The sequence below is a fragment of the Spelaeicoccus albus genome, assembly GCF_013409065.1.
Classification (GTDB): Bacteria; Actinomycetota; Actinomycetes; order Actinomycetales; family Brevibacteriaceae; genus Spelaeicoccus; species Spelaeicoccus albus.
This window is the reverse complement of record NZ_JACBZP010000001.1, coordinates 1-23,276: the sequence shown is the minus strand read 5'-3', so window position 1 is coordinate 23,276 and position 23,276 is coordinate 1. Positions and strand designations below refer to the sequence as shown.

Annotated in this window: 18 protein-coding genes and 1 tRNA gene; 15 read left to right on the top strand and 4 right to left on the bottom strand. The window is 66.0% G+C overall.

Annotation, left to right across the window (positions count from 1 at the left end):
- Positions 1-8: 8 nt before the first annotated feature.
- From tmk to BJY26_RS00080, 4 genes are read left to right on the top strand one after another with little or no spacing between them, the layout of a single operon-like run.
- On the top strand, positions 9-2,186 hold the full coding sequence (gene tmk / locus BJY26_RS19455; RefSeq protein WP_179424621.1) for a dTMP kinase: 2,178 nt from the start codon (positions 9-11) through the stop codon (positions 2,184-2,186).
- On the top strand, positions 2,183-3,331 hold the full coding sequence (locus BJY26_RS00090) for a DNA polymerase III subunit delta' (protein ID WP_179424620.1): 1,149 nt from the start codon (positions 2,183-2,185) through the stop codon (positions 3,329-3,331). Before tmk ends, BJY26_RS00090 begins: the two co-directional genes overlap by 4 nt.
- A complete protein-coding gene (locus BJY26_RS00085; protein ID WP_179424619.1) occupies positions 3,328-4,890 on the top strand; it encodes an alpha/beta hydrolase in 1,563 nt (520 codons plus the stop codon). Before BJY26_RS00090 ends, BJY26_RS00085 begins: the two co-directional genes overlap by 4 nt.
- Positions 4,891-4,937: 47 nt before the next feature.
- On the top strand, positions 4,938-5,465 hold the full coding sequence (locus BJY26_RS00080; RefSeq protein WP_179424617.1) for a TetR/AcrR family transcriptional regulator: 528 nt from the start codon (positions 4,938-4,940) through the stop codon (positions 5,463-5,465).
- A 46-nt stretch (positions 5,466-5,511) separates the two neighbouring features.
- On the opposite strand, the gene BJY26_RS00075 is transcribed toward BJY26_RS00080, so the two are convergent.
- Complete coding sequence (locus BJY26_RS00075; RefSeq protein WP_179424616.1) at positions 5,512-6,678, bottom strand: M20 family metallopeptidase; 1,167 nt, start codon at positions 6,676-6,678, stop codon at positions 5,512-5,514.
- A 114-nt stretch (positions 6,679-6,792) separates the two neighbouring features.
- Between BJY26_RS00075 and BJY26_RS00070 the strand changes: the two genes are divergently transcribed.
- Positions 6,793-6,868 (top strand) — tRNA-Thr (locus BJY26_RS00070).
- 12 nt (positions 6,869-6,880) lie between these two features.
- On the opposite strand, the gene BJY26_RS00065 is transcribed toward BJY26_RS00070, so the two are convergent.
- Positions 6,881-8,458: an FMN-binding glutamate synthase family protein gene (locus tag BJY26_RS00065; RefSeq protein ID WP_179424615.1), complete on the bottom strand. Its 1,578-nt coding sequence runs from the start codon at positions 8,456-8,458 to the stop codon at positions 6,881-6,883.
- Positions 8,459-8,520: 62 nt separating this feature from the next.
- Positions 8,521-9,105, bottom strand: coding sequence for a TetR/AcrR family transcriptional regulator (locus tag BJY26_RS00060; protein ID WP_179424614.1), 585 nt, complete (start codon positions 9,103-9,105; stop codon positions 8,521-8,523).
- Positions 9,106-9,229: 124 nt separating this feature from the next.
- Between BJY26_RS00060 and BJY26_RS00055 the strand changes: the two genes are divergently transcribed.
- From BJY26_RS00055 to BJY26_RS00015, 9 genes are all read left to right on the top strand, one after another.
- On the top strand, positions 9,230-10,861 hold the full coding sequence (locus tag BJY26_RS00055; protein WP_218852187.1) for a carboxyl transferase domain-containing protein: 1,632 nt from the start codon (positions 9,230-9,232) through the stop codon (positions 10,859-10,861).
- A 6-nt stretch (positions 10,862-10,867) separates the two neighbouring features.
- Entirely contained in the window at positions 10,868-12,835 is a 1,968-nt protein-coding gene (locus BJY26_RS00050; RefSeq protein WP_179424613.1) for an acetyl/propionyl/methylcrotonyl-CoA carboxylase subunit alpha, read from the top strand.
- A complete protein-coding gene (locus BJY26_RS00045) occupies positions 12,832-14,010 on the top strand; it encodes an acyl-CoA dehydrogenase family protein (RefSeq protein ID WP_179424612.1) in 1,179 nt (392 codons plus the stop codon). The genes BJY26_RS00050 and BJY26_RS00045 overlap by 4 nt, the downstream gene beginning before the upstream one ends.
- A 112-nt stretch (positions 14,011-14,122) precedes the next feature.
- Positions 14,123-14,629 carry a MaoC family dehydratase gene (locus BJY26_RS00040; protein ID WP_179424611.1) on the top strand — a complete coding sequence of 169 codons (507 nt, stop codon included), beginning with the start codon at positions 14,123-14,125 and terminating at the stop codon, positions 14,627-14,629.
- 3 nt (positions 14,630-14,632) lie between these two features.
- Positions 14,633-15,445: an HpcH/HpaI aldolase/citrate lyase family protein gene (locus tag BJY26_RS00035; RefSeq protein WP_179424609.1), complete on the top strand. Its 813-nt coding sequence runs from the start codon at positions 14,633-14,635 to the stop codon at positions 15,443-15,445.
- 58 nt (positions 15,446-15,503) lie between these two features.
- Positions 15,504-16,022, top strand: a complete 519-nt coding sequence (gene msrA / locus BJY26_RS00030) for a peptide-methionine (S)-S-oxide reductase MsrA (protein WP_179424607.1) — start codon at positions 15,504-15,506, stop codon at positions 16,020-16,022.
- Positions 16,023-16,038: 16 nt separating this feature from the next.
- Positions 16,039-17,577, top strand: coding sequence for a molybdopterin-dependent oxidoreductase (locus tag BJY26_RS00025; protein WP_179424605.1), 1,539 nt, complete (start codon positions 16,039-16,041; stop codon positions 17,575-17,577).
- Positions 17,578-17,656: 79 nt separating this feature from the next.
- Complete coding sequence (locus BJY26_RS00020) at positions 17,657-20,824, top strand: efflux RND transporter permease subunit (protein ID WP_179424603.1); 3,168 nt, start codon at positions 17,657-17,659, stop codon at positions 20,822-20,824.
- A 32-nt stretch (positions 20,825-20,856) separates the two neighbouring features.
- Positions 20,857-21,645, top strand: a complete 789-nt coding sequence (locus BJY26_RS00015) for a CPBP family intramembrane glutamic endopeptidase (protein WP_179424601.1) — start codon at positions 20,857-20,859, stop codon at positions 21,643-21,645.
- Positions 21,646-21,655: 10 nt separating this feature from the next.
- On the opposite strand, the gene BJY26_RS00010 is transcribed toward BJY26_RS00015, so the two are convergent.
- A complete protein-coding gene (locus BJY26_RS00010; protein WP_179424599.1) occupies positions 21,656-22,294 on the bottom strand; it encodes a VOC family protein in 639 nt (212 codons plus the stop codon).
- Positions 22,295-22,568: 274 nt separating this feature from the next.
- Between BJY26_RS00010 and BJY26_RS00005 the strand changes: the two genes are divergently transcribed.
- The coding region (locus BJY26_RS00005; RefSeq protein ID WP_425326644.1) for a coiled-coil domain-containing protein at positions 22,569-23,276 on the top strand (708 nt) is incomplete at its 3' end.

The following is a 23,276-nucleotide window of genomic DNA, read 5'->3' as shown; positions in this document are numbered from 1 at the left end:
CTAGAAACGTGAAGCCAACGAATGCGACGAGCGACCCGTCCGGAGCCGGCGGCGTATCCGGGACGGCCGGGATGTTGCTTGCCGGCGGAGGATGGCTCGCACTCATGGTGCTTGCCGCGTTGGCATACCGCTTCGGTCACGCCGGCGGCGGTTTCCGGGCAGCAAATCTGTCACTTGCCGTGGTACTGGCGATCGCCGCCCTGCCATGGCTGGTCCCGAGAGTCACGCTGCGCAAGGCTGTCCAACGCATCGAAATGCGTCGGGCGGTGGCCGGCGCGGCGATCATTGCCGGGTTGGCGGTCACGGCGACCTCGGTCGTGCAACACGTGTGGTGGATCGCGGTGGCGGCTTTGCTTCTTGGCGTCTACGGCCGAATCGTCGTGGCGGGCCGGCGCGGACGACGGCTGAGGCCGGCCATGGCCTCCGCAGGGCTCTACGTGATCGGAACGCTGGCCGCCCAGCTTGTCGGCGGCGTCGCCGCGGGCGCTGACGCGTTGACCTGGCTGGCTCCCGTGTCGGCGATCCTCATGATTGCCGGCGGGGTCTGCGCATTTGCTGCTCGGTGGCAGCTGAGCGCTGACAAATTCGGCATGACCCAAGGCGGCAAGACAACGCCGATATGGGCAGTGGCCGCAACCGTCGCCTTGGTAGGCGCCGCAGTCGTATCCAGCCAGGTCGAAAGTGGCGCCGGCGGACAAGCGGGAGTGGCGTTCACCGTCTTACTGGCGCTGTGCGGCATCGCGTTGGGCCTGACGACATCGGCGAGGGTCATGCCCGGACTGTCCCGGCCGCGACTGATCGCTCTGTGTCTGATATCCGCCGGGGTCATGGTGATCGGCATCGGCGTCGTCACCGAAGTCACGGCGGTCGCCGCTCTTTCCGGCCTGATCGGCTGGCTGGGCGGCACGGCCGCCGCCGCGCAGGACGCCGAACGGCAACCGGGCACCCGATCGGTTGCTTGTGCGGGAGTTGGCGGCGGGCTTGCCCTTCTGGTGGCTGCCGGCGGCATGAGCGGCCGCGCCGAAGTCAGTTCGCACGTGAGCTGGACGATCGGCCCGACCGACGGTGCGCTGCTGGTACTGGGGGTCCTCGGGGTGGTGACGGGAATCGTCGCTTTGCTGGTACTCGACGACAGGCGTCTGCGAGGTATCGGCACCGAAATCGCCGCTGCCTGGAAGCCCGCCGGACGAACAGTCGCGGCAGCCACGGACAGCGGGCGACACGACGACGGCGACGCATCGGACGGCCACAGGTCGGGCCGCGGACTCTTCATTGCGCTGGAAGGCGGTGACGGCGCCGGAAAATCAACCCAGGCGGCCGCTATCGCCGCCTGGCTGGAAGAACGGCACGGAGTCGGCGTCGTCGTGACCCGTGAACCCGGCGGGACCGAAACCGGAGTGAAGCTGCGCGACGTCCTGTTGTCGGACGGCGGCGTTCCACCGCGTGCCGAAGCCCTGCTGTTCGCCGCAGACCGAGGGCACCACGTGGACACCCTGATCCGCCCGGCGCTCCGCGCCGGCCGGGCAGTGATCACCGACCGGTACATGGATTCGTCGATCGCCTATCAGGGGGCCGGGCGAGACTCCGACTCGGAGATGATTGCCGATCTCTCTCGCTGGGCCACCGCCGGATTGCTGGCGGACGTCACGGTGGTCCTTGATGTCGACCCGGTGGAAGCGGCTCGGCGGCGCGGCGATCGCGGGCCGCAAGATCACTTGGAAAAGGAGCCGGCGGAGTTCCACCGCCGGGTACGTCAACGCTTTCTCGATCTTGCCGCCGCGGATCCGGACCGATACGTCGTCGTGGACGCGTCCGGCGACCCGGCGGACGTCACGGCAACGATTGTCGAAGCGCTCACACCGTTCGTCGCAGCCGCCGATCTGGACCGCGGCGAACCGCTCGCCGAACCTGTGGGCCCGGTCGAACGCGAAAGCCCCGACGACGACCGGACGCGTGCCGTTCCGGTCGAACCCGAAAGCCCCGACGACGACCGGACGCGTGCCGTTCCGGTCGAACCCGAAAGCCCCGACGACGACCGGACGCGTGTCATTCGGGAGCCGGTACACGTCGAATCGGAGCCGATCAAACCGGAGCATGCCGACTATTTGGAGCGTTTGCGATCTCAGGCGGAGGCCGAACGGCGTGCGCGGGAGCGACTGCGCCGGCAACGGGAAGAGAACCGATGAGCGTGTGGGACGAGATCGTCGGCCAGCCGGGCGTCGTCGACACGTTGAAGCAGGCAGTTGCTGCCGGGTCCGGGCTCGCGCCGGCGTCGTCGATGACGCACGCCTGGCTGTTCACCGGCCCGCCCGGATCGGGGCGTTCCGTGGCCGCACGCGCCTTTGCGGCGGCTCTGGTGAGTCCGGACGGCGGCGAGTCCGAGAGCCAAGACACGCGCACCGCCTTCGCCGGCACTCACGCCGACGTGACGATTGTGGCGACCGAGAAGGTCACTATTACCATCGCCGAAGTCCGTGATCTGGTGCAGCAGGCGCAACGTGCCCCGTCCGGCGGCAGGTGGCGCGTGATCATCGTGGAGGATGCCGATCGGATGGTCGAACGCACGTCGAACGTGCTGCTCAAGGCCATTGAGGAACCGCCCGAGCGGACGGTCTGGCTCTTGTGCGCGCCCAGTCCGGCGGACGTCGTCACGACCATCAGGTCGCGCTGCCGGGCATTGACGCTGCGGGTGCCGCCGGCCGCGGAAGTCGCGGCACTCCTCGAACGCAAATTCGGGGTCGACGCCGAGCGTGCCGCCGAAGCGGCCCGCGCCGCGCAAAGCCATATCGGCCGAGCCAGACGACTGGCGACCGACGACGACGCGCGAGAGCGGCGCGAAGCCATTCTCCGGTTGCCGACCGAGATCACGTCCGTCGGCATGGCAGTCGTGAAAGCCGGCGAACTTGTCGACTTGGCCGCCGTCGAGGCCAAGGCTGTGACGGAAGAACGTGACGCCCGGGAACGAGCCGAGCTGCTCCGCACCCTTGGCGCGGAAAGCGGCAGCACCCTGCCGCCGGCACTGCGCGCGCAGATCCGACAACTCGAAGAAGACCAGAAGCGCCGGTCCACCCGTGCCAGGCGCGACGTGCTCGACCGGGCGATGCTTGATCTGCTGTCGCTCTACCGTGACGTGCTGATGGTGCAGCTCGGCGCGAATGGCGAAATCATGAACACACGATTCACCGCGCAGATCAAATCGATGGCGGCGGAGTCTCGGGCCGAATCGACGTTGGGCAAACTCGACAGCATCGGCCGGACACGGGAGTCCCTGGCCGCCAATGTGTCCCCGTTGCTGGCGATGGAATCCATGGCGTTGGCGCTGCGTCGATGAGCCGGGGCGTACGTAGGCTCCTCGCCGCAGCGGCCGTCCTGGCCGTCACCATGACTGCCGGATGCAGCGCGACCGGCACGGACGACGATTCCGGCCCGTCGCCGTCCCCGAGCCGGTCGCAGACCGGCGCTGCCCGCGAATACTTGACCCAGCACGTCGATTGGTCGACGTGCTTCGATAAGTTCCAATGCGCCACCGTGAAAGTGCCGCTCGACTGGGACGATCCGGACGGCAGCGAAATCGGCATCGCCGTCATCCGCACACAGCAGGCCGACAACACCCGCGGCACCATCCTCGTCGATCCGGGCGGCCCGGGCGGGTCCGGCTTCAACATCGTCAAGGATTCGCTCGGCTATGTGACGACCGACCGGCTGCAAAGTCATTATGCGATAGCCGGCTTCGACCCTCGCGGGGTCGGCCGATCGTCGGCGGTCGACTGCTTCACTGACGCAGGGCGCGACCGCATGCGCAGCAATGACGCCGATCCGGACACCGACGCCGGCTTCAAAAACCTGCGCTCCATGTACCACCGGTTCGCCAACGCCTGCCAAAAGCACACCGGCGCCCTGCTGGAACACGTCGACACCGAAAGCGCTGCCCGGGACATGGACGTGATCCGCGCGGCACTGGGCGAGCGCAAGCTGAACTACCTCGGATTCTCGTACGGCACCAAGCTCGGCGCCACCTATGCACGGCTGTATCCCGGCAAGGTCGGCAGGTTCGTGCTGGACGGCGCATTGGATCCGTCGCTGACGAGCGTGCAGATCGCGTTGGGACAGGCAAAGGGCTTCGAGCGTGAGCTTCGCGTCTATATCCGCCGTTGCGGGCAACAGCCCGATTGCCCGCTCGACGGGGGAGTGGATCACGGTGCGCGGCAGGTACGCGCACTGCTCGACTCGGCCACGCGCACCCCGCTGACGGCGACGGACGGCCGGAAAGTCGGCGGTTCACTGTTGGCTTCGGGGATCATCGCGGCGTTGTACAACACTGCGAATTGGCAGTATCTGACCCAGGGATTGGCCGGCGCCATGAATGGTGATCCGAGCGTGCTGTTGGCACTTGCCGACCAGAGTGCCGACCGCGATCAGTCCGGGAATTACACGTCGAACGGCAACGAGGCATTCATTGCCATCAACTGTCTGGACTATTCGCCGCCGGCCAAGAAAGCTGCCATGCGGGCCGTCGCGGCGCGGATCGAAAAGGCGTCGCCGACGTTCGGCCCCGAGTTGGCCTACACCGGGCTGACGTGCGCAAACTGGCCCGTCCCGTCAACTGCGCACGCCCCGAAGCCGCCCGGCACCGACAAGCCCGGCACCGATAAGCCCGGCACCGATAAGCCCGGCACCGCTCCGATCCTCGTGGTGGGCACGACCGGCGACCCGGCCACCCCGTACGCGTGGGCGAAATCCCTGACACGGAAACTACCGGGAGCCCGACTGCTGACGTGGAAGGGCGAGGGCCATACGGCGTACGGCAGGGCCGGGCCGTGCATCAACAAGAAAGTCGACGCGTATTTCGTCACCGGGACAATGCCGCCCCGGGGGACGACGTGCCGCTGACCCGGACGCGTCCGGCAGGGCCATCGGCCCGGCGATAGGCTGTGACCGTGGCACATCGGACTCGCGGGAGGATTCTCGACGCATTACAGCACGTGCTGCTGACTTCCGGCCCGGCAGCCGTCACGCTCGAATCGGTTGCAGCGGCGGCTGGCGTGTCCAAGGGCGGCCTGCTCTACCATTTCGGCAGCAAACGCGACCTGGTTGACGGACTGATCGACCGACTCGCCGACGTCACGCGCGCCGAAATCGCCGCGGCGCAGGCCGGCGACGGATCCGTCGCCCAGTCGTTCCTGGAAACCGCGATCCCGGGCAAACCGGAGGACTCCGGGCTGTACTGGTCGGTGATCGCGGTATTGCGCGCGGCCGATGGCACCGACCCCGACGCGAGCGCCAAGATCCGCGGTGTCTTCACCGAATGGGTCGACGCCGTACACGGCGAGGTCGCCGATCCGGTTTTGGCAGAAACCATCCGACTGGTCGGCGACGGGCTATTCCTGTGCGCGGTGTCGGGTCTTCCGCTGCCGAGCGAGGAACTCAGAGCGCGAGTTTTCACCTCGCTGCTGGCCCGCGTCTGACGGGCCGGGAGCCTGCCGAGCTCGGGCCCGGCAGAGCAGAGTTGGTTCAGGCCAAACCCAGTACGTCGGCGACCAACCACGCGATCAATGCGGTGCGCTCGGGTATCTTTTCGACCAGGGCGTGCTCGTCGTCCGCATGGGCCCCGCCGCCGACGGCTCCCAAACCGTCGAGCGTGGGCACGCCGATGCCGGCAGTGAAATTTCCGTCCGACGCCCCGCCCACGCCGACATGGTCCAGCGGCGTCAGTCCGCGGACGCTCGCGATGCGCTCGGCGCGCCGGAAAAGTCCGATCCCGCTCGATTCCTCCAGCGGCGGCCGGTTGATACCGCCGCCGACGTTGAGCGTGCTGCCCGGAAGTGCGGGGGTCAATGCCGCAACGGCGCGGTCGACGCGTTCTTGTTCGGCAGTCGTCAACGCGCGTGCATCGATGGCGAGCCGCGCCGTGGCAGGCACCGTGTTTCCAGTGGTTCCGGACGACGCAACGGTCGGCGTCACTGTCGTCCCCAGGGCAGGATCGCCGAGTTGGGACACGGCGAGAATCTGTCGAGCCAGCTCGACCGACGCGTTGACGCCGCGTTCGGGTTCCGTCCCGGCGTGCGCCGCATGGCCGGTGATGTCGATCGAATAGATCGAAATGCCCTTGCGCGCCGTCTTCAGCGCGCCGTCCGGCCCCGCGGCCTCCATCACGAGCGCCGCGTCGCAGCCGGCGGCTTCGGCCTCGATCAACGGCCGGGACGTCGGTGAACCGATCTCTTCGTCGCCGGTGACAAGGAGCGTGATTCCGTCCAGCGTCCCGTAACAACCGCGCAATGCCGCAAGCGCATGGATTGCTCCAATGAGCCCGGTCTTCATGTCGTAGCTTCCGGGCCCGCGGAGCACACCGGACTCGACCGAATACGGGTGGGCCGCGAGGGAGCCGATCGGCCATACGGTGTCGTGGTGGCACAGCAAGATGACGCGCCGGCGTCCTTGGCCGAATCGCCACCGCAAATGGGTCCGGCCGTCGACGACTATCTCGTCGGGTGCCGTGCCCAACCGCGCCGTGCCGATCTCGGCGATCAAGCGCGCGCTGGCGAGAACCGCCTCCTTATTGCTCGAGGGAGATTCGCACCGGATGCACCGCGAGAGATCGGACAATTCGGTCGCCAAGCCGTTGCGGAAATGCTCGATCGTCAACTGTCCTGCGGCGGCCGGCAGGTTGGAGGAATGCATGCCTTCACCCTACGACCGTGCGCCGTGCCGCCGTCCGGCGGAGGCTGAGCGGGGTCGTTTTGACCGGACCGGAAAAACTCTTATAGAGTAAATCGCCGGGCCACCCGCCCGAATGCCTCCTTAGCTCAGTCGGCAGAGCGTTTTACTCGTAATAAAAAGGTCGTCGGTTCGATTCCGACAGGAGGCTCCATTTCGGCGGGAGTCAGAAGGCGTGTGCGTCGGCGCCGGCCCAATCGCTTCGCCAAGTCATCGGCGGATCATGCAACAGCACTTCCGGCGCCAGCCATTCGTGAATCTCCGCGTACGTCCTCGTCTCGTAGGCATCGACCCGGCGATGCAGCATCGACGGATTCAAATCGTGGAAATCGTCAAGTCCCATCGATGCCACGATCTGCGCCGCGCTCGCGACCGTCCCCTCCTGGAAATTCGCCACGCGCTGCGTCTTGTCCGGAACGTTGAGCGCCCGGGTACGCCGCGGATCCTGCGTGGTCACGCCGACCGGGCACTTGTTCGTGTGGCACTGCTGGGCCTGGATGCACCCCAGCGCGAACATCATTGCCCGGGCGGCAAGCGTGAAGTCCGCGCCCTGGATCACCCTCTTGACGATGTCGATACCGCTGGACACCTTGCCGGACGCGCCGATTCGGATCTTGTCGCGCAGGCCGGCGCCGACAAGCGCGTTGTGCACGGTCATCAGCCCGTCCGTGAGCGGCATGCCGACGTGGTCCTCGAACTCGAGCGGCGCGGCGCCGGTGCCGCCCTCGGCGCCATCCACGATGATGAAATCCGGGGTGATTTCGGTTTCGATCATTGCCTTGCAGATCCCGAGGAATTCCTTACGCGAACCGACACAGAGCTTGAACCCCACCGGTTTGCCGTCCGTGAGTCCGCGCAAGTGACGGACAAAGCGCATCAGTTCGATCGGCGTGGAGAACGCGGTGTGCGCCGGCGGTGAAACAACTGTCTTGCCGACCGGTACGCCGCGCGTCTCGGCAATCTCCCGATTCACCTTGGGGCCGGGCAGGACGCCGCCCAGTCCGGGCTTGGCGCCTTGCGACAACTTGATCGACACGCATTTGACCTGCGGCAGATTCGCCTTGTCGCTGAACGCCTGCTGATCGAAGTTTCCGTTCTCCGTGCGGCAGCCGAAGTAGCCCGAGCCGATCTCCCAAATCAGGTCGCCGCCGTGCTTCTGGTGGTACGGGCTCAGCCCGCCTTCGCCGGTGTCGTGCGCGAATCCGCCGCGGGCAGCCCCGCCGTTCAACGCTTCAATGGCGTTCGACGACAAGGCGCCAAAGCTCATGGCCGAGACATTGAGCATCGCCATGTCGTAGGGCCGGGTGCAGTCGGGGCCGCCGATTCGCACTCGCGGGGCCCCGGACGGCGCGGCGTGCGCGTGCAATGAATGCGGTACGTATTCGTAGCCGACCCGATTGACGTTGCGTTCGGTGCCGAACGGATTATCACCTTCGAGTCCCTTGGCGCGCTTGTAGACGAGTGCGCGGGCGTCGTGCGCGAACGGCGTGCCGTCATTGGACCGTTCGATGAAGTACTGCTGGATTTCGGGGCGGATGTATTCGAGGATGAACCGCATGTGCCCGGCAATCGGGTAATTACGCAAAATGCTGTGCCGCCGCTGGAACAAGTCGTAGGTTCCGACAAGGGCAAAGAACAACACGATCCCGGCTGCTATCCACCACCATGCGCTGACCGTGACGGCCACCAGGGCCAGGGCGATTCCGACTATCCACAGTGCGGCGACTATCAGCCACCTGATCATAATGTGCCTCTTTGCTCGCGGGGGTTGACGATCAGGGAACACTCTAGTGCCGATAGGGCCAATCAGCAGGTCGCGCCGAGGGCCTTCGACGTCATGGAGGCCAGCAGGACGGTCAAGCGCCGGCGCGAGTCATCGGCGATATGCGGCGTCGAGTTCATCAGTCCGATCGCTGCGTGCACCTTGACCCGGGCTTCGGCGACGTCCAGTGCGGAATCCACCCGGCACAGTACGTCGACCCAGAGTTCGACGTATTCGCGTTGCAGCTTGCGCACCTCGTGCTCGGAATCCGGCGGCAGCTGCGCCAGATCGCGGTCCTGGATGCGAATCAGTTCGCTGTCGGCGACGGCGAATTCCGTATGGAACTCGATGAGCGCCGCCAACTGGTCCGCTGCCGAGTCGACACCGGCCACTGCCGCGCGGCCGCCGGCCAACAGTCGCTCGCTGATGCCGACCAAGAGCTCGACAAGTACGGATTCCTTGTTGGCAAAGTGTCGGTAGACCGCCGGCCCGCTCACGCCGACGGCCGAGCCGAGGTCCTCGAGCCGGACGCCCAGATAGCCGCGGACGGCAAAGAGCTCGGCGGCTGCCGCAAGCAGTTGAGCACGGCGTCCGGCTTTTCGCCGGCTCCTGACTGTCGGTTCTGACATTGATTTCTTTTCGCTGACGGCGGCGGAGTGGACAAGTGAAGTTAATACATATTAACTTGAATTCAGTTAGTCGTCATTAACTGCGCGTGGGGTTTGCGCGCCGTCGAATCGGTAGGAGTGGGCATTGCGCGAGCTGGCTACGAACGTCGATACGCAATCCGAGACGTTTACGTCGAACACCGCCGAGTTCCATCGGCTTGTCGCCGAGCTGAAAGACAAGCTGGCCAATGCGGCATTAGGCGGTAGCGAGCGTTCACGTGAGCGCCACGTCTCCCGCGGCAAGCTCTTGCCGCGCGACAGGGTCGATGCGCTGCTCGATCCGGGCAGTCCGTTCCTCGAGCTGTCCCCGCTGGCCGCGGGCGGCATGTATGCAGGCGAGGTGCCCGGCGCGGGCATCATCACCGGTATCGGCCGAGTCAGCGGCCGCGAATGCGTCATCGTGGCAAACGATGCGACGGTCAAGGGCGGCACCTACTATCCGGAAACCGTCAAAAAGCACTTGCGCGCCCAGGACATCGCCCGCGAGAACAAGCTGCCGTGCCTGTATCTCGTCGACTCGGGCGGGGCGAACCTGCCCAATCAGGACGACGTCTTTCCGGGCCGCGATCACTTCGGCCGCATCTTCTACAACCAGGCGACTCTCAGCGCCGACGGCGTGCCGCAGCTTGCCGCAGTGCTCGGATCGTGCACCGCCGGCGGCGCGTACGTGCCGGCCATGAGCGACGAAAGCATCATCGTCAAAGAGCAAGGCACAATCTTTTTGGGCGGCCCCCCGCTGGTCAAGGCCGCCACCGGCGAAGAAGTCACCGCCGAAGAACTCGGCGGCGGCAAATTGCATTCGCAGGTCTCCGGCGTGACAGACCATTTGGCGGCCGACGATGCCGACGCGCTTGCCACCATGCGCGACATCGTCGCCACCTTGCCGAAGCCGGACCCGGCCCCCTGGACGGTCGCCGAATCCCGCGATCCGCGCTATCCGGCCGAGGAACTCTACGGCGTCGTGCCACCGGACTCGCGCACCTCGTACGACGTGCGCGAAGTGATCGCCCGCATCGTCGATGCTTCCGAATTCCACGAGTTCAAGGCCGAATACGGACGCTCGCTCGTCACCGGATTCGCCTCGGTGCACGGCCACCCGGTCGGCATCGTGGCCAATAATGGCGTCTTGTTCAGCGAATCGGCCCTCAAGGGGGCGCACTTCATCGAATTGTGCGATCAGCGCAAGATTCCGCTGTTGTTCTTGCAGAACATCTCGGGATTCATGGTCGGCAGGGAGTACGAGGCCGGCGGCATCGCCAAGCACGGCGCCAAGATGGTCACGGCGGTGGCCTGCGCCAGGGTGCCGAAGCTGACCGTCATCATCGGCGGCTCGTACGGCGCCGGCAACTATTCGATGTGCGGGCGCGCTTACGATCCTCGGTTCTTGTGGATGTGGCCGAACGCCCGGATCTCCGTGATGGGCGGGGAGCAGGCGGCGTCCGTGCTGGCCACCGTGAAACGAGACCAGCTCGAGCGGCGGGCCGTCGCTGCGGGCGACGACCCGGCCGGCGCGTGGAGCGCCGACGACGAAGAAGCGTTCAAGGCTCCCATCCGGCAGCAATACGAAGAACAGGGCAATCCGTACTATTCGACGGCACGGCTGTGGGACGACGGCATCATTGATCCGGTCGACACTCGCCGCGTCGTGGGAATGGCCCTTGACGCGTGTTCCGGCGCGCCACTGTCCGATATCGCCGACCGACTGTTCAGGATGTGAGGCGCAATGCTGAAGGCTGTGCTCATTGCCAATCGAGGCGAAATCGCGGTGCGCGTCATCCGCACCGTGAAGAAACTCGGGCTCACCGCGATCGCCGTCTATTCCGACGCGGACGCCGGCGCTCGACATGTGCGCGAAGCCGATCTGGCCGTCCGGCTCGGCCCGGCGTCGGCCGCTGAGAGCTATCTCGACATCAACAAGGTCATCGAAGCGGCCGTGCGCACCGGCGCGGACGCCATCCACCCCGGCTACGGATTCCTGTCCGAGAACACTGACTTCGCTCGCGCTTGTGAGGCGGCCGGCATCGTCTTCGTGGGCCCACCGGCCTCGGCCATCGAAGTCATGGGCGACAAGATCACCGCCAAGCGCACCGTCTCGGCTCGCGGCGTGCCGCTGGTGCCGGGCATTTCACGCCCCGGCCTCACCGATGCCGAGCTCGAGGCCGGCGCCGCCGAGATCGGCTACCCCGTCCTCGTCAAGCCGTCGGCCGGCGGCGGCGGAAAAGGGATGCGCGAGGTCGACGATCCGGCCGCGCTGCCGGAGGCCCTCGCCGGCTCGCGCCGCGAATCCCGTGCCGCCTTCGGCGACGACACGCTGTTCATCGAACGACTCGTGCGCCGGCCCCGGCACATCGAAGTACAAATCCTGGCCGATACCCACGGCAACGTCGTGCATTTGGGCGAACGCGAATGCAGTCTGCAACGCCGCCATCAAAAGGTCATCGAAGAAGCCCCGTCACCGCTGCTGGACGACGCTATTCGCAACGAAATAGGCAGCGCTGCGTGCGAGACGGCGCGCAGCGTCGGATACGTCGGTGTCGGCACCGTCGAATTCATCGTCTCGGACGACGCGCCGGGCGACTTCTTCTTCATGGAAATGAACACCAGGCTCCAAGTCGAGCATCCGGTCACCGAATTCGTCACGGGCCTCGACCTCGTCGAGTGGCAATTGCGCGTGGCGTCCGGCGAACCCCTCGATTTCACGCAGGAGGACGTGACGCTCACCGGCCACGCCATGGAGGCGCGCGTGTACGCCGAAGACGCTTCCCGCGGGTTCCTGCCGAGCGCCGGCACCATCATCCGCGCCGTCGAGCCTGCGGGGGAGGGGGTCCGGGTCGATTCGTCCGCGTCCGACGGCATGGTCGTCGGCACCGATTACGATCCGATGCTGGCCAAGGTCATCGCATACGCCCCCGACCGCGCGGGCGCTCTGGCCAAGCTCGACAAGGCCCTGTCGGACACGGCGATGCCGGGCGTCGTGACGAACATCGACTTCCTGCGATTCCTGTTGGCCGACGAGGACGTGCGCGCCGGCAGGCTGCGCACCACTCTCATCGACGACCGACTTCCCGGTTTCAGCGCGCCGTCACCGCCGCCGGAGGCGTGGGCCGCCGCCGCACTGGCGAAAGCCGGCACCATCGCGCGGGCCGGCGCGGGCTCCCTGTGGGCCGGCCCGGACGGGTGGCGGGTCGGCGCGCACGCCGGACTCGCGTGTGTTTTCGAATCGGCCGGTGGTCGCCGCACCGTGCATGTGCACGGCGATCCCGCCCGCGCGGACGCGTTGGTGCGGATCGACGACGACGAACCGGTGCGCGCGCGCCTGGACTCCGACGGGCTGGTCTGGGCCGGCGTACGCTCCGGCGTCAGCGTCGACAACGGCCCGGACGGCGTGTGGGTGACGATGCGGACGGGCACCTTCCGGCTGACGGAGCCGGCGCGCCTGGCGGGCGGTGACGACGGGCAAGCCGACCAGGAGGGGGAGATCCTCTCCCCGATGCCGGGCACCGTCATAGCCGTGCCGGCCGAGCCCGGAGGCCGCGTCGAGGCCGGAAACCCGGTCGTCATCGTCGAAGCCATGAAGATGGAACACGTCTTGTCCGCACCGGTGGCGGGCAACGCCGACATCGCAGTCCGCGCCGGCGACAAGGTCGGCGTCGACCAGTTGCTGGCCACCATTATTGGAGATGAAAAATGAGCACGCACGGATTTGCCCTGGGAAATTTGCCGGACGAATACGAAGACCTGCGGTCCACTGTCGAAGAATTCACCCGCGAGGTCGTCGCGCCGGTATCGGCCGAGCACGACGCGGCCAAGACGTTCCCGTACGAAGTCGTCAGCGGCATGGCGGACATGGGCCTTTTCGGCCTGCCCATCAGCGAGGAATACGGCGGCATGGGCGGCGACTACTTTGCTCTCAGTCTCGCCATTGAAGAACTGGCCAGGGTCGACCAGTCGGTGGCCATCACCCTAGAGGCGGGGTGCTCGCTCGGCGCCATGCCCATTTACCGGTTCGGCACCGATGAGCAAAAGCAAAAGTATCTGCCGGCGCTGGCCGCAGGAACCAGCCTCGGCGGATTCGGCCTGACCGAGCCGGGCGCCGGATCGGACGCCGGCGGCACCAGAACCACCGCGCGGCTCGACGGCGGCGAATGGGTGGTCAACGGAAACAAGCAGTTCATCACCAATTCCGGCACCGACATCACGTCGCTGGTCACCGTGACGGCCGTGACCGGAACCACGACCGGAAAAGACGGCAATGAAAAGCCGGAGATCTCGACGATCATTGTGCCGTCCGGTACGCCCGGCTTCACTGCCGAACCGGCATACAACAAGGTGGGGTGGAACGCCTCCGACACTCATCCGCTGACCTTCGACGACGTCCGCGTTCCGGAGGAGAATCTGCTGGGCCGACGCGGCCGCGGATACGCCCACTTCCTGTCCATCCTTGATGAAGGCCGCATTGCCGTGGCGGCGCTCGCCGTCGGAGCGGCCCAGGGATGCGTCGACGAAAGCGTCAAATACGCCCGCGAACGGGAAGCGTTCGGCAAGCCCATCGGCGACAACCAGGCAATCGCGTTCAAGATCGCCCGGATGGAAGCACGCACCATGACGGCTCGCGCGGCCTACTATTCGGCAGCCGCCAGGATGCTGGCCGGCAAGCCGTTCAAAAAGGACGCGTCGGTGGCAAAGATGATCGCCGGCGAAGCCGCAATGGACAATGCGCGCGATGCCACCCAGATCCACGGCGGTTACGGTTTCATGAACGACTACGTCGTATCCCGGCACTACCGGGATTCGAAGATCTTGGAAATCGGCGAAGGAACCACCGAGGTCCAGCTCTTGCTCATCGCCCGGTCCCTCGGCCTGTAGTCTGCCGGTCACGGATACCGGTAGCCCGATATTGAGAGCCCGGTAGTAAGAGCCCAGTATCGAAAGCCCAGTATCGAAAGCCCAGTATCGAAAGCCCATCAAAGGAATGACGATGCCCGACGACGAACGCGCCGCAGTGGTCCAGCGCGGCCTCTATTTCGAAGAATTCGACACCGGAGTGGTGTACAAGCACCGTCCCGGACGTACCGTCACCGAAGCGGACAACACGTTCTTCACGGCCATGACCATGAACACGCAGCCGCTGCATCTGGACGCGGCCGCGAGCGCCGACGAGCCGTTCGGGCAGCGCCTCGTGAACTCGATGTTCACATTGTCCACGCTTGTCGGGCTGTCTGTCGCACAATTGACCCTCGGCACGATCGTCGCCAATCTCGGTTTCTCATCGGTGAACTTCCCGCACCCGGTCTTCCACGGCGACACGCTGTACGCCGAAACGATTGTGGAGGACAAGCGGATGTCGAAGAGCCGGCCGGGAGAGGGCATCGTGACCTTGCGGCACACCGCCCGCAACCAGAACGGCGATGTCGTCGCCGTGGCCACCCGGGCTACCCTTGTGCAATGCCGTCCGGCAACGCCGGCGCCAACGAACGAGGAGTGATCGATGCCCGCACTGAGTGACTGCCCGGCATGGCTGTTCTGCCCGGCCGACAGGCCCGACCGCTATTCGAAGGCGGCCGCAGCGGCGGACGTCGTGATCGTCGACCTCGAGGACGCAGTGGCCGCGTCGGACAAGGCCGGTGCCAGAACGGCCGTGCAGGGCTCCGAACTCGACCCGGCACGGACGGTGATCCGCATCAACCCGGCAGGTACCCGTGCCCACGAGCTCGACGTGGCAATGCTGCGCCAGACCCGGTACACCACAGTGATGCTGCCCAAGGCCGATTCGGCCGCCGCCGTATCCGAACTGGCCCCGTGGAACGTGGTCGCGCTCATTGAAACTCCGCTGGGCGTCGTCCGGGCCGCCGAGATCGCGGCCGCCCAGGGCACCATCGGCATGATGTGGGGAGCAGAGGACCTCGTGGCGAGCTTGGGAGGCGGCTCCAGCCGCCGGCAAAACGGCGAGTATCGCGATGTGGCCCGGCACGCCCGCAGCGTGACGCTCGTTGCCGCTGCCGCGTTCGACAGGTTCGCGCTGGACGCCGTACACCTGGATATCGCCGATGAAGCCGGACTCGCCGACGAAGCTCGCGACGGGTGCGCCGTCGGCTTCTCCGGCACGGCGTGCATTCACCCGTCCCAAGTGCCGACGGTGCGGTCGGCCTACCGGCCCACGGCGCAGCAGACTGCTTGGGCCGAGCGAGTGCTCGCCGCCGCGCAAGGCGAACGCGGCGTGTTCAGCTTTGACGGCACGATGGTCGATGCGCCGGTGCTGCGCCATGCCGAACAGATCGTGCACCGCGCCGGCCGAGAATGATCGACCGAGCGTGCGCCCGACGGGAATTATCGGTACCCGGCTCATCGTTTGACCGGTTATGAGGACGTATGTGCTCGGCGGGGGATGCTTTTGGTGTCTGGACGCCGTCTATCAACAGACCACCGGCGTGAAGTCCGTGGTATCGGGCTATACCGGCGGGTCGGGAAAGCCCGACTACGAATCGGTGGCCTCCGGCCGCACCGGGCACGCCGAAGTGGTTGCCGTCACCTTTGACGAGGAGATCGTGCCGCCCGACGTCGTGCTCGGCCTGTTTTTCGTTTCGCACGACCCGACAAGTCTCAACCGGCAAGGCTATGACGTGGGCACCCAATACCGGTCGTCCATGTTCTACGCCGACGACCTGGACAAGGCGGATTTCCTTGCCGCCCGGGATGCTGCGGCCGCGGACTGGCCGAACCCCATAGTGACCGAGATAGAGCCGCTCGGAGAGTTCTACCCGGGCGAGGACGTGCACCAGAATTTCTACGCCGAACATCCGTTCGCCGGTTACTGCCAGGTCATCATCAACCCCAAGCTCGCCAAGGCCCGGAAGCACTACGCGGCATGGCTGAGCTGAGACCGACGCCGGCGCGATGACCGATCCGCCGCACGCCGAACCTGCACCGTCCCGGTGGCGACATTCCGCGGCCGGGCTGCTGGCCGGCGCCGTCGCATTGGCAATTGGACAGCTCGTCTCGGCACTCGTGTCGCCGGCCGCCTCCCCGGTGTTCGCAGTAGGATCGGCCGTCGTCGACCTGCTGCCGGCCGGGCTGAAGGAATTCGCCATCCAAACCTTCGGCAGCAGCGACAAAGCGGCATTCTTCGTCGCCATGGGAATCATCATGGCGGCGCTGATGGCAACGGCCGGCCTCATCGAACGTCCGCGCTACCCGTTCGGGTCCGCCCTATTCATAGTCTTTGGGATCCTCGGCATGATCGCGGCCAGTGCCCGGGCCGACGCCACGCTTGCCGCCTCGGTGCCGTCGCTGATCGGCGTCATTGCCGGAGTGATAGCCCTGCGTGTGCTGACCGGCCGGCTCGATGCCCGCCGCGTGCTTCCCGGCATATGGGCGCGCCGGACTTTCTTACAGGTCGGCACGGGCTCGGCGGTCGTTGCCGCGGCTGCCTGGGCGGGGTCCGGGGTGGCGGGCGCCGGATCGCGCCGCGCCGCTTCGAGCCGGTCGGCCCTGACGCTGCCGAAGCCGGCCGTCCGGGCGAAGATTCCGGACGGCGCGCAGTTGACGGGGATGACCGCGTTCATCACGCCGGCCAAGACGTTTTACCGGGTCGACACCGCCTTGCAGCTGCCCGAGGTGGACGCGGCCGACTGGCAGCTGACCGTCCACGGCATGGTCCGTCGTCCGGTACGCATCACCATGGACGACCTCTTGGCGCTGCCGCTCGTCGAACGGGTCGTCACGCTCGCGTGCGTGTCCAATACCGTCGGCGGCGATCTCATCGGCAACGCCGTCTGGCTCGGCTACCCGGTCCGCGACCTGCTCGACCGCGCCGGCGTGAAATCCGGCGCCGATATGGTCCTGTCAAAAAGCACGGACGGCTTCACGGCCGGGACGCCGCTGTCGGCAATGAACGATGACAACAGGGACGCCATAGTGGCAGTCGGCATGAACGGCAAGCCCCTGCCCATTGCGCACGGATTCCCGGCACGTCTGGTGGTTCCGGGCCTGTACGGATACGTGTCGGCGACCAAATGGGTGACCGATCTGGAACTGACGCGGTTCGACCGGCAAACCGGATACTGGACGATGCGCGGATGGTCGGCCCGCGGCCCGATCAAGATCGGCTCACGCATCGACGTGCCGGCGTCCGAGGCGTCCGTGCGCGCCGGGGACGTCGACGTGGCCGGAATCGCGTGGGCACAGCACACGGGCATTTCGCGGGTCGAGGTGCGCATCGACGGCGGCGCGTGGAAAACTGCCGAGCTGGCCGACGTGCCGAACACCGACACGTGGCGTCAATGGCACCTGCCGTGGCGTGCCGTCCGCGGCAGACACGAGCTCACCGTGCGCGCCACCGACGCTCACGGCAAGGTGCAGACTTCGACGCGCGCGGCCCCGGCTCCGAACGGCGCCAGCGGGTACGCGAGCATCAACGTCGACGTCACGGGGTGAGCCGGCCGGGGAACCGATCGGACGGCCGGGCCGTCATACTGAAGTGAACCCGCTCCTTCAACCTCGGAAGGCCCCACGCGTGACGTTCCTGACCCGCTTGAGCCTGGCCAATCGCGCCATTGTCGGTCTTCTCGCCCTCATCATCATCGGGTTCGGGGTGTATTCCACAGCATCCTTGAAACGCGAGCTCATTCCGTCGCTGCAACTTCCTGTCGCCGCAGTCGTCACGCCGTACCAGGGCGCGTCGCCGTCAACTGTGGAAAAACAGGTCACCGCGCCGATCGAGGACGCCGTCAAGACCGTGAACGGCGTCAAAAAGGTCACCTCCACGTCGAGCACCGGCAACTCGACGGTCACTGTCGAATTGGAGTACGGCGAATCTTCCGACGACATCCGGACAAATATTCAGCGGGCCGTGGACGGCGTCGGATCGCAACTGCCGGACGACGTCAGCCCGACTGTCATTGCCGGCAGCCTCGACGAGATCCCCGTCGTCCAGCTGTCCGCGTCGTCCGACGCCGGCCGGCAGCAGTTCGCGGCCGACGTGAAGCAGGACGTGTTGCCGAAACTCCGTTCGCTGGACGGCGTCCGGGACGCCACTCTCAGCGGTGAGGACGAGCGTCAGGTCACCGTGACCTTGCGCAGCGACGACGTTGCCGCCGCCGGCATCGACCCGGCCAATATCGGCAAACTGCTCGAAGCCGCCGGGGCCGTCGTCCCGGCCGGGGAACTGACCAACGACGGCAAGACATTGAGCGTGCAGGTCGGCAGCGCCGTGAGCTCGGTGAAGGACCTGCGAGACCTGCCGCTTCCGACCAAGACCGGGCCGGTGCTGCTCGGATCGATCGCCGACGTGAAGAACGAGCCGAGCCCGAAAACGAGCATTTCGCGCACCGACGGCAAACCGTCGCTGGGAATCTCGATCACCAAGGCGCAAGACGGGAACACCGTCGACGTCTCGCACGAAGTCGCCGATGCGCTCCCGGGATTGACCAAGGATCTCGGCCATCACGCACGGTTCACCACCGTGTTCGATCAGGCTCCGTTCATCGAACAATCGATCCACGACCTCACCGTCGAAGGCGGACTCGGTCTGCTGTTCGCCGTGATAGTGATCTTGCTCTTCCTGGTGTCGCTGCGCTCGACGATCATCACCGCCATTTCGATACCGATGTCGCTCTTGATTGCGTTGATCGGCTTGAAGATCGGCGGCTATTCGCTCAACATCATCACGCTTGGCGCGTTGACCGTCGCGGTCGGCAGGGTCGTCGACGATTCGATAGTCGTCGTCGAGAACGTGAAACGTCATTTGAACTCGCGCGCATCGGCAGCGCCCCTCACGGCGCGGGAGCGGATGGACACGGTGCTGCTGTCGGTGCGCGAAGTCGCCGGCGCCATCACGGCCTCCACTCTCACCACTGTCGCCGTCTTCCTGCCGATCGCGTTCGTCGGCGGTCAGACCGGTGAACTGTTCCGCCCGTTCGCCGTCAGCGTGACCGTCGCGCTCGCGGCATCGCTCCTGGTCTCGCTCACCGTCGTGCCGACACTTGCCAGCTGGTTCATGTCCGGCAAACGACCGAAAAAGTCCGGAACCGAACCCGTCGATGCCGGGCGGGCCGCACCGTCGAATAGGATTCAGCGCGGCTACGCGCCGATATTGCGCGGCGTCATCAGCCACCCGGTCTGGACGCTGATCCTGGCGGTCCTGATCTTTGCCGGCACTATTGCGGCCACCCCGCTGATGAAGACGAACTTCTTGGGCGATTCCGGCCAGGACACCTTGTCCATCACCCAGGACATGCCGATCGGCACGAGTTTGGGAGCCACCGACAACGCAGCGCACAAGGTTGAGCACGTGCTTGCGGACACCTCCGGTATCAAGTCCTTTCAGACGACCGTCGGTTCCGGGGGCAATGCCGCCGAAGCCGCGTTCGCGGGCGGTTCGGGCGGGTCCAACACCGCAAGCTTTTCCATCACACTGAAGTCGGACGCCGATCCGGACTCCGTGTCGAAGCACTTGCGTAGCGAGCTGGGCGGCTTGTCCGGCGCCGGCGAAGTCACGGTGCAAGGATCCCAGGCCTCGTTTGGCGGGGGCACGCTCGACGTCGTGGTACACGGCGGGGACACCGCCAGGCTGCGCCGGGGAGCCGACAAGGTCACGCGGTTGATGTCGGGGATCTCCGGGCTTTCCGAAGTCTCGAGCAATTTGTCCAACGCGCAGCCGGTCGTCACGGTGCACGTCGACCGGGACGCGGCCGCGCAGGTCGGACTGACACAGGCGCAGATCGGGCAAAGCGTTGCCACGGCGATGCGCGGGCAAAAGCTCGGCGCCGTCACCATCGACGGCACGAGCGAGGACATCGTGCTGAAATCGGGCGATGCCCCGGCCACGGCCGATGATCTGAAGACGCTTCCGATCAGGACTGCGGCCGGCCCGTCGGTGCCGCTCGAGCGCGTCGCCGACGTGAAGACCGAAAAAGCGCCGGCGTCCATCACCAGGATCGACTCCGAGCGCTCGGCCACGGTGTCCGGCACCGTTGACTCCGACGACCTCGGCTCGGTGACATCCTCGGTGACGAGCAGACTCGACTCGGTCGACTTGCCGCACGGCGTCAGCGCGTCGATCGGCGGCGTGAGCCAGGATCAGTCCGACGCGTTCGCCCAACTCGGACTTGCCATGCTGGTGGCGATCGCGATGGTCTACCTCGTCATGGTTGCGACGTTCCGCAGCTTGATGCAGCCGTTCATCCTGCTTGTCTCGATCCCGTTCGCGGCAACCGGAGCGCTCGTGCTGCTACTTGCCACGGACACGGCGCTGGGCGTACCCGCGCTGATCGGCCTGCTCATGCTCATCGGCATCGTCGTGACGAACGCCATTGTGTTGATCGACCTGGTGAACCAGTTCCGTCGATCCGGGGCGACTATCGACGAGGCGGTGGCGTCCGGTGCCGGGTTGCGCGTCAGGCCGATAGTGATGACGGCGCTTGCGACAATCTTCGCGCTGCTGCCGATGTCGCTCGGCCTGACGGGCGGCGGGGTCTTCATTTCCAAGCCGCTGGCCATCGTCGTCATCGGCGGACTCGTCTCCTCGACGGTGCTCACGCTGCTGTTGGTGCCGGTGCTCTACACCTTGTTGGAACGCCGCCGTGAACGGCGCAGCAATCGCAGAAGCGCGCGGAGGGGCGAACCGTCGGGAGGGCGGCCGGAGCCCCCGCGCGGCAGGCACGCGGCGCTCGAAGCGGAATAAGCCAAACCACCAAACCGAATGAGGCTGGAGACATGACACAGGGCACGCGGCGACCGGCCGGCGGCCGGCTAGGGCCCGAGGTCCTGCTGGTGCTTGGCGTCTCGCTCGGCCAGTCGGCCGTCTACTCGGTCGTGTCGATCGTCGACAAGCTCTCGCGCGGCCCGTTGAAGAACCAATCGGCCACGCTCAACGCGCCCCAATCGGCGCGACAGTACATCGACCTGACCTATCAGCTGTTGGACATCGGGTTTGCCCTGGTACCCGTCGCGCTGGCGCTGTACTTCCTGGCATTACGGCCGGACCGCACGTCGGAGCCGTTGCCGATGACGGCAGTCATGCGCCGTCTGGGAATCGATGCCGGGCGCCCGTGGCGTGACAGCGGATGGGGGATAGTCATCGCGGCTTGCATCGGCATCCCGTCGATCGCGCTCTACTTGGCCGGTCACGCCCTCGGCATCACCGCCACGCTGGTGCCGACCGCCTTGAACGACTATTGGTGGCGCGTGCCGGTCTTGATCCTCGCCGCAGTGAAAAACGGCGTGCTCGAAGAGGTGGTGATGATCGGCTACCTCATGAACAGATTGCCGAAACTCGGATGGTCGATGCCGGTGGTGATCGGCGTGTCGGCAGTCATCCGCGGTTCGTATCACCTGTACCAGGGATTCGGCCCGTTCGCCGGAAACATCGTCATGGGCGTGGTCTTTGCGCTGATCTTCCTTCGCTACCGGCGCGTGCTACCGCTCATCATCGCGCACAGCGTCATCGACCTGGTCGGCTTCTTGGCGCCGGGCATTCTGACGATCTGGCCAAAGATCTGGTAGTGCCCGCCGGCTAAATAGTCACGGGGCCGGACGGCGTCGCGAAGGTCACCGCCAGCAAGCCCGGCGTTCCGTGCGGGGCCACCCAATTCACGTCGATGTCCCCGAGCGGGTCATCGATACTTCCGCCGAGCCAATCGGAAACCCGGTGCGGGTCGCCGGCAATCTGCAACCCCGTGACACCGACCCCTGCCGGTTCGCCGGAACTCGGATGGTCGGTTTGCGGCGACTGCCAGCTGACGAAGAACGGCAATTGCGGATCTGCGATCAGGCCCTTGACGCCGATTTGGCGCCAGCGTAGCTCAACGCCGTCCGGCCGGGTCCTGTTGCCTTGCACCGAGCCGCGGCCGAGACGTTCCTCCACGGGGGAGATGTCGTCGACGGACACGACCCAGCCGAGCCAGCCGCCGCCGGCCTCGCTGCGTCCGCGCACTGCCTGCCCGAACGGAGCCTTTTCGGTCGCCGGGTGCTCGAGCGCTTCGACAACTTCGAGGTACTGGCCGCCCAGCAGCGGGAATACCAGGTTGCGGGTGCCGAATCGGGGATGGATACCGCCGTCCACCGGGGTGCAGCCCAGTAATTTGGCGAGCCGCTCAGCAGTCGCGTGGTAGCCATCGGGTTCGGAGGCGTAGGACACATGGTCAAGGCGCATATGAAGAGCGTGACACAGCACACGAACCCATGTCCGCTTAGGTCAACCTAACCAAGACGGGCGAGGCTGATGTGACTGAAGTGAAAGACGTTATACAAGTGTCTATTCAAATTCAGTGTTGCCAAAGGTGGCCAAGTTCCAGTAGTGTCTCTCGGGAACAAGTCAAGGCGACACGCCGTAATGTAATGAAAAATAATTACATCGGTGTAATTCGATGAAGGCCGCCCCGGGTCCGAATGCGTTGCCTGGCACAAGCAAATGGAGGAGTTATCCAATGCCGGCACGCCCCGCACGGACAAGCCTGCATCGCCTGGTTGCGCTGATTGGCGCGACGGCGTTGATCTCGAGTGTCATGGCCGCCCCGGCCTGGGCCGATCCGAAGTATCCCTCCATCGGTCAGATCCAGCAGTCGAAGCGGCAAACGGCCGGCAAGGCCGGTCAGGTCAAGGCACTTGAAGCAAAGCTGCGCACCGCAAACGACAATCTCGTCGCCGCGCGCACCAAAGCCGAGATCGCGGCGGAGAACTTCAACGCCGCCTCATCGAAGCTCGATCAAAAGCAGGCAGCTGCGGCCCGGGCCCAGGCCAAGGCCGATCAGGCCGAAAGCAAGGCCGGGAAGGCGCGGAAGAAAGTCGGCTCCCTTGCGGCAAATGCGTATCGCAATGGCGGGATGACGCCGAGCATGACGTTGCTGCTCGACGACCGGGGAGCCGCGAACGTCCTGCAGCGTTTCAACACGATTCAGCACTTGGGCGCACAGCGTGACAAGGTCTTGACGACCGCCAAGGCCAAGAAGTCCGTGGCATCTCAGCTGCAAGGACAGGCAAAGGCCGCCAAACAAGAGCAAGCGAAGGCCACCGCCGCCAAGAAGTCCGCGGCGGCCACCGCCATGCGGGCCAATGCAGCAGCCCAGGCCGTGGTGACGAAGACTCAAAAGACCAAACAGCGCACAATCGTCCAACTGGCGTCACTGCAGGAGACG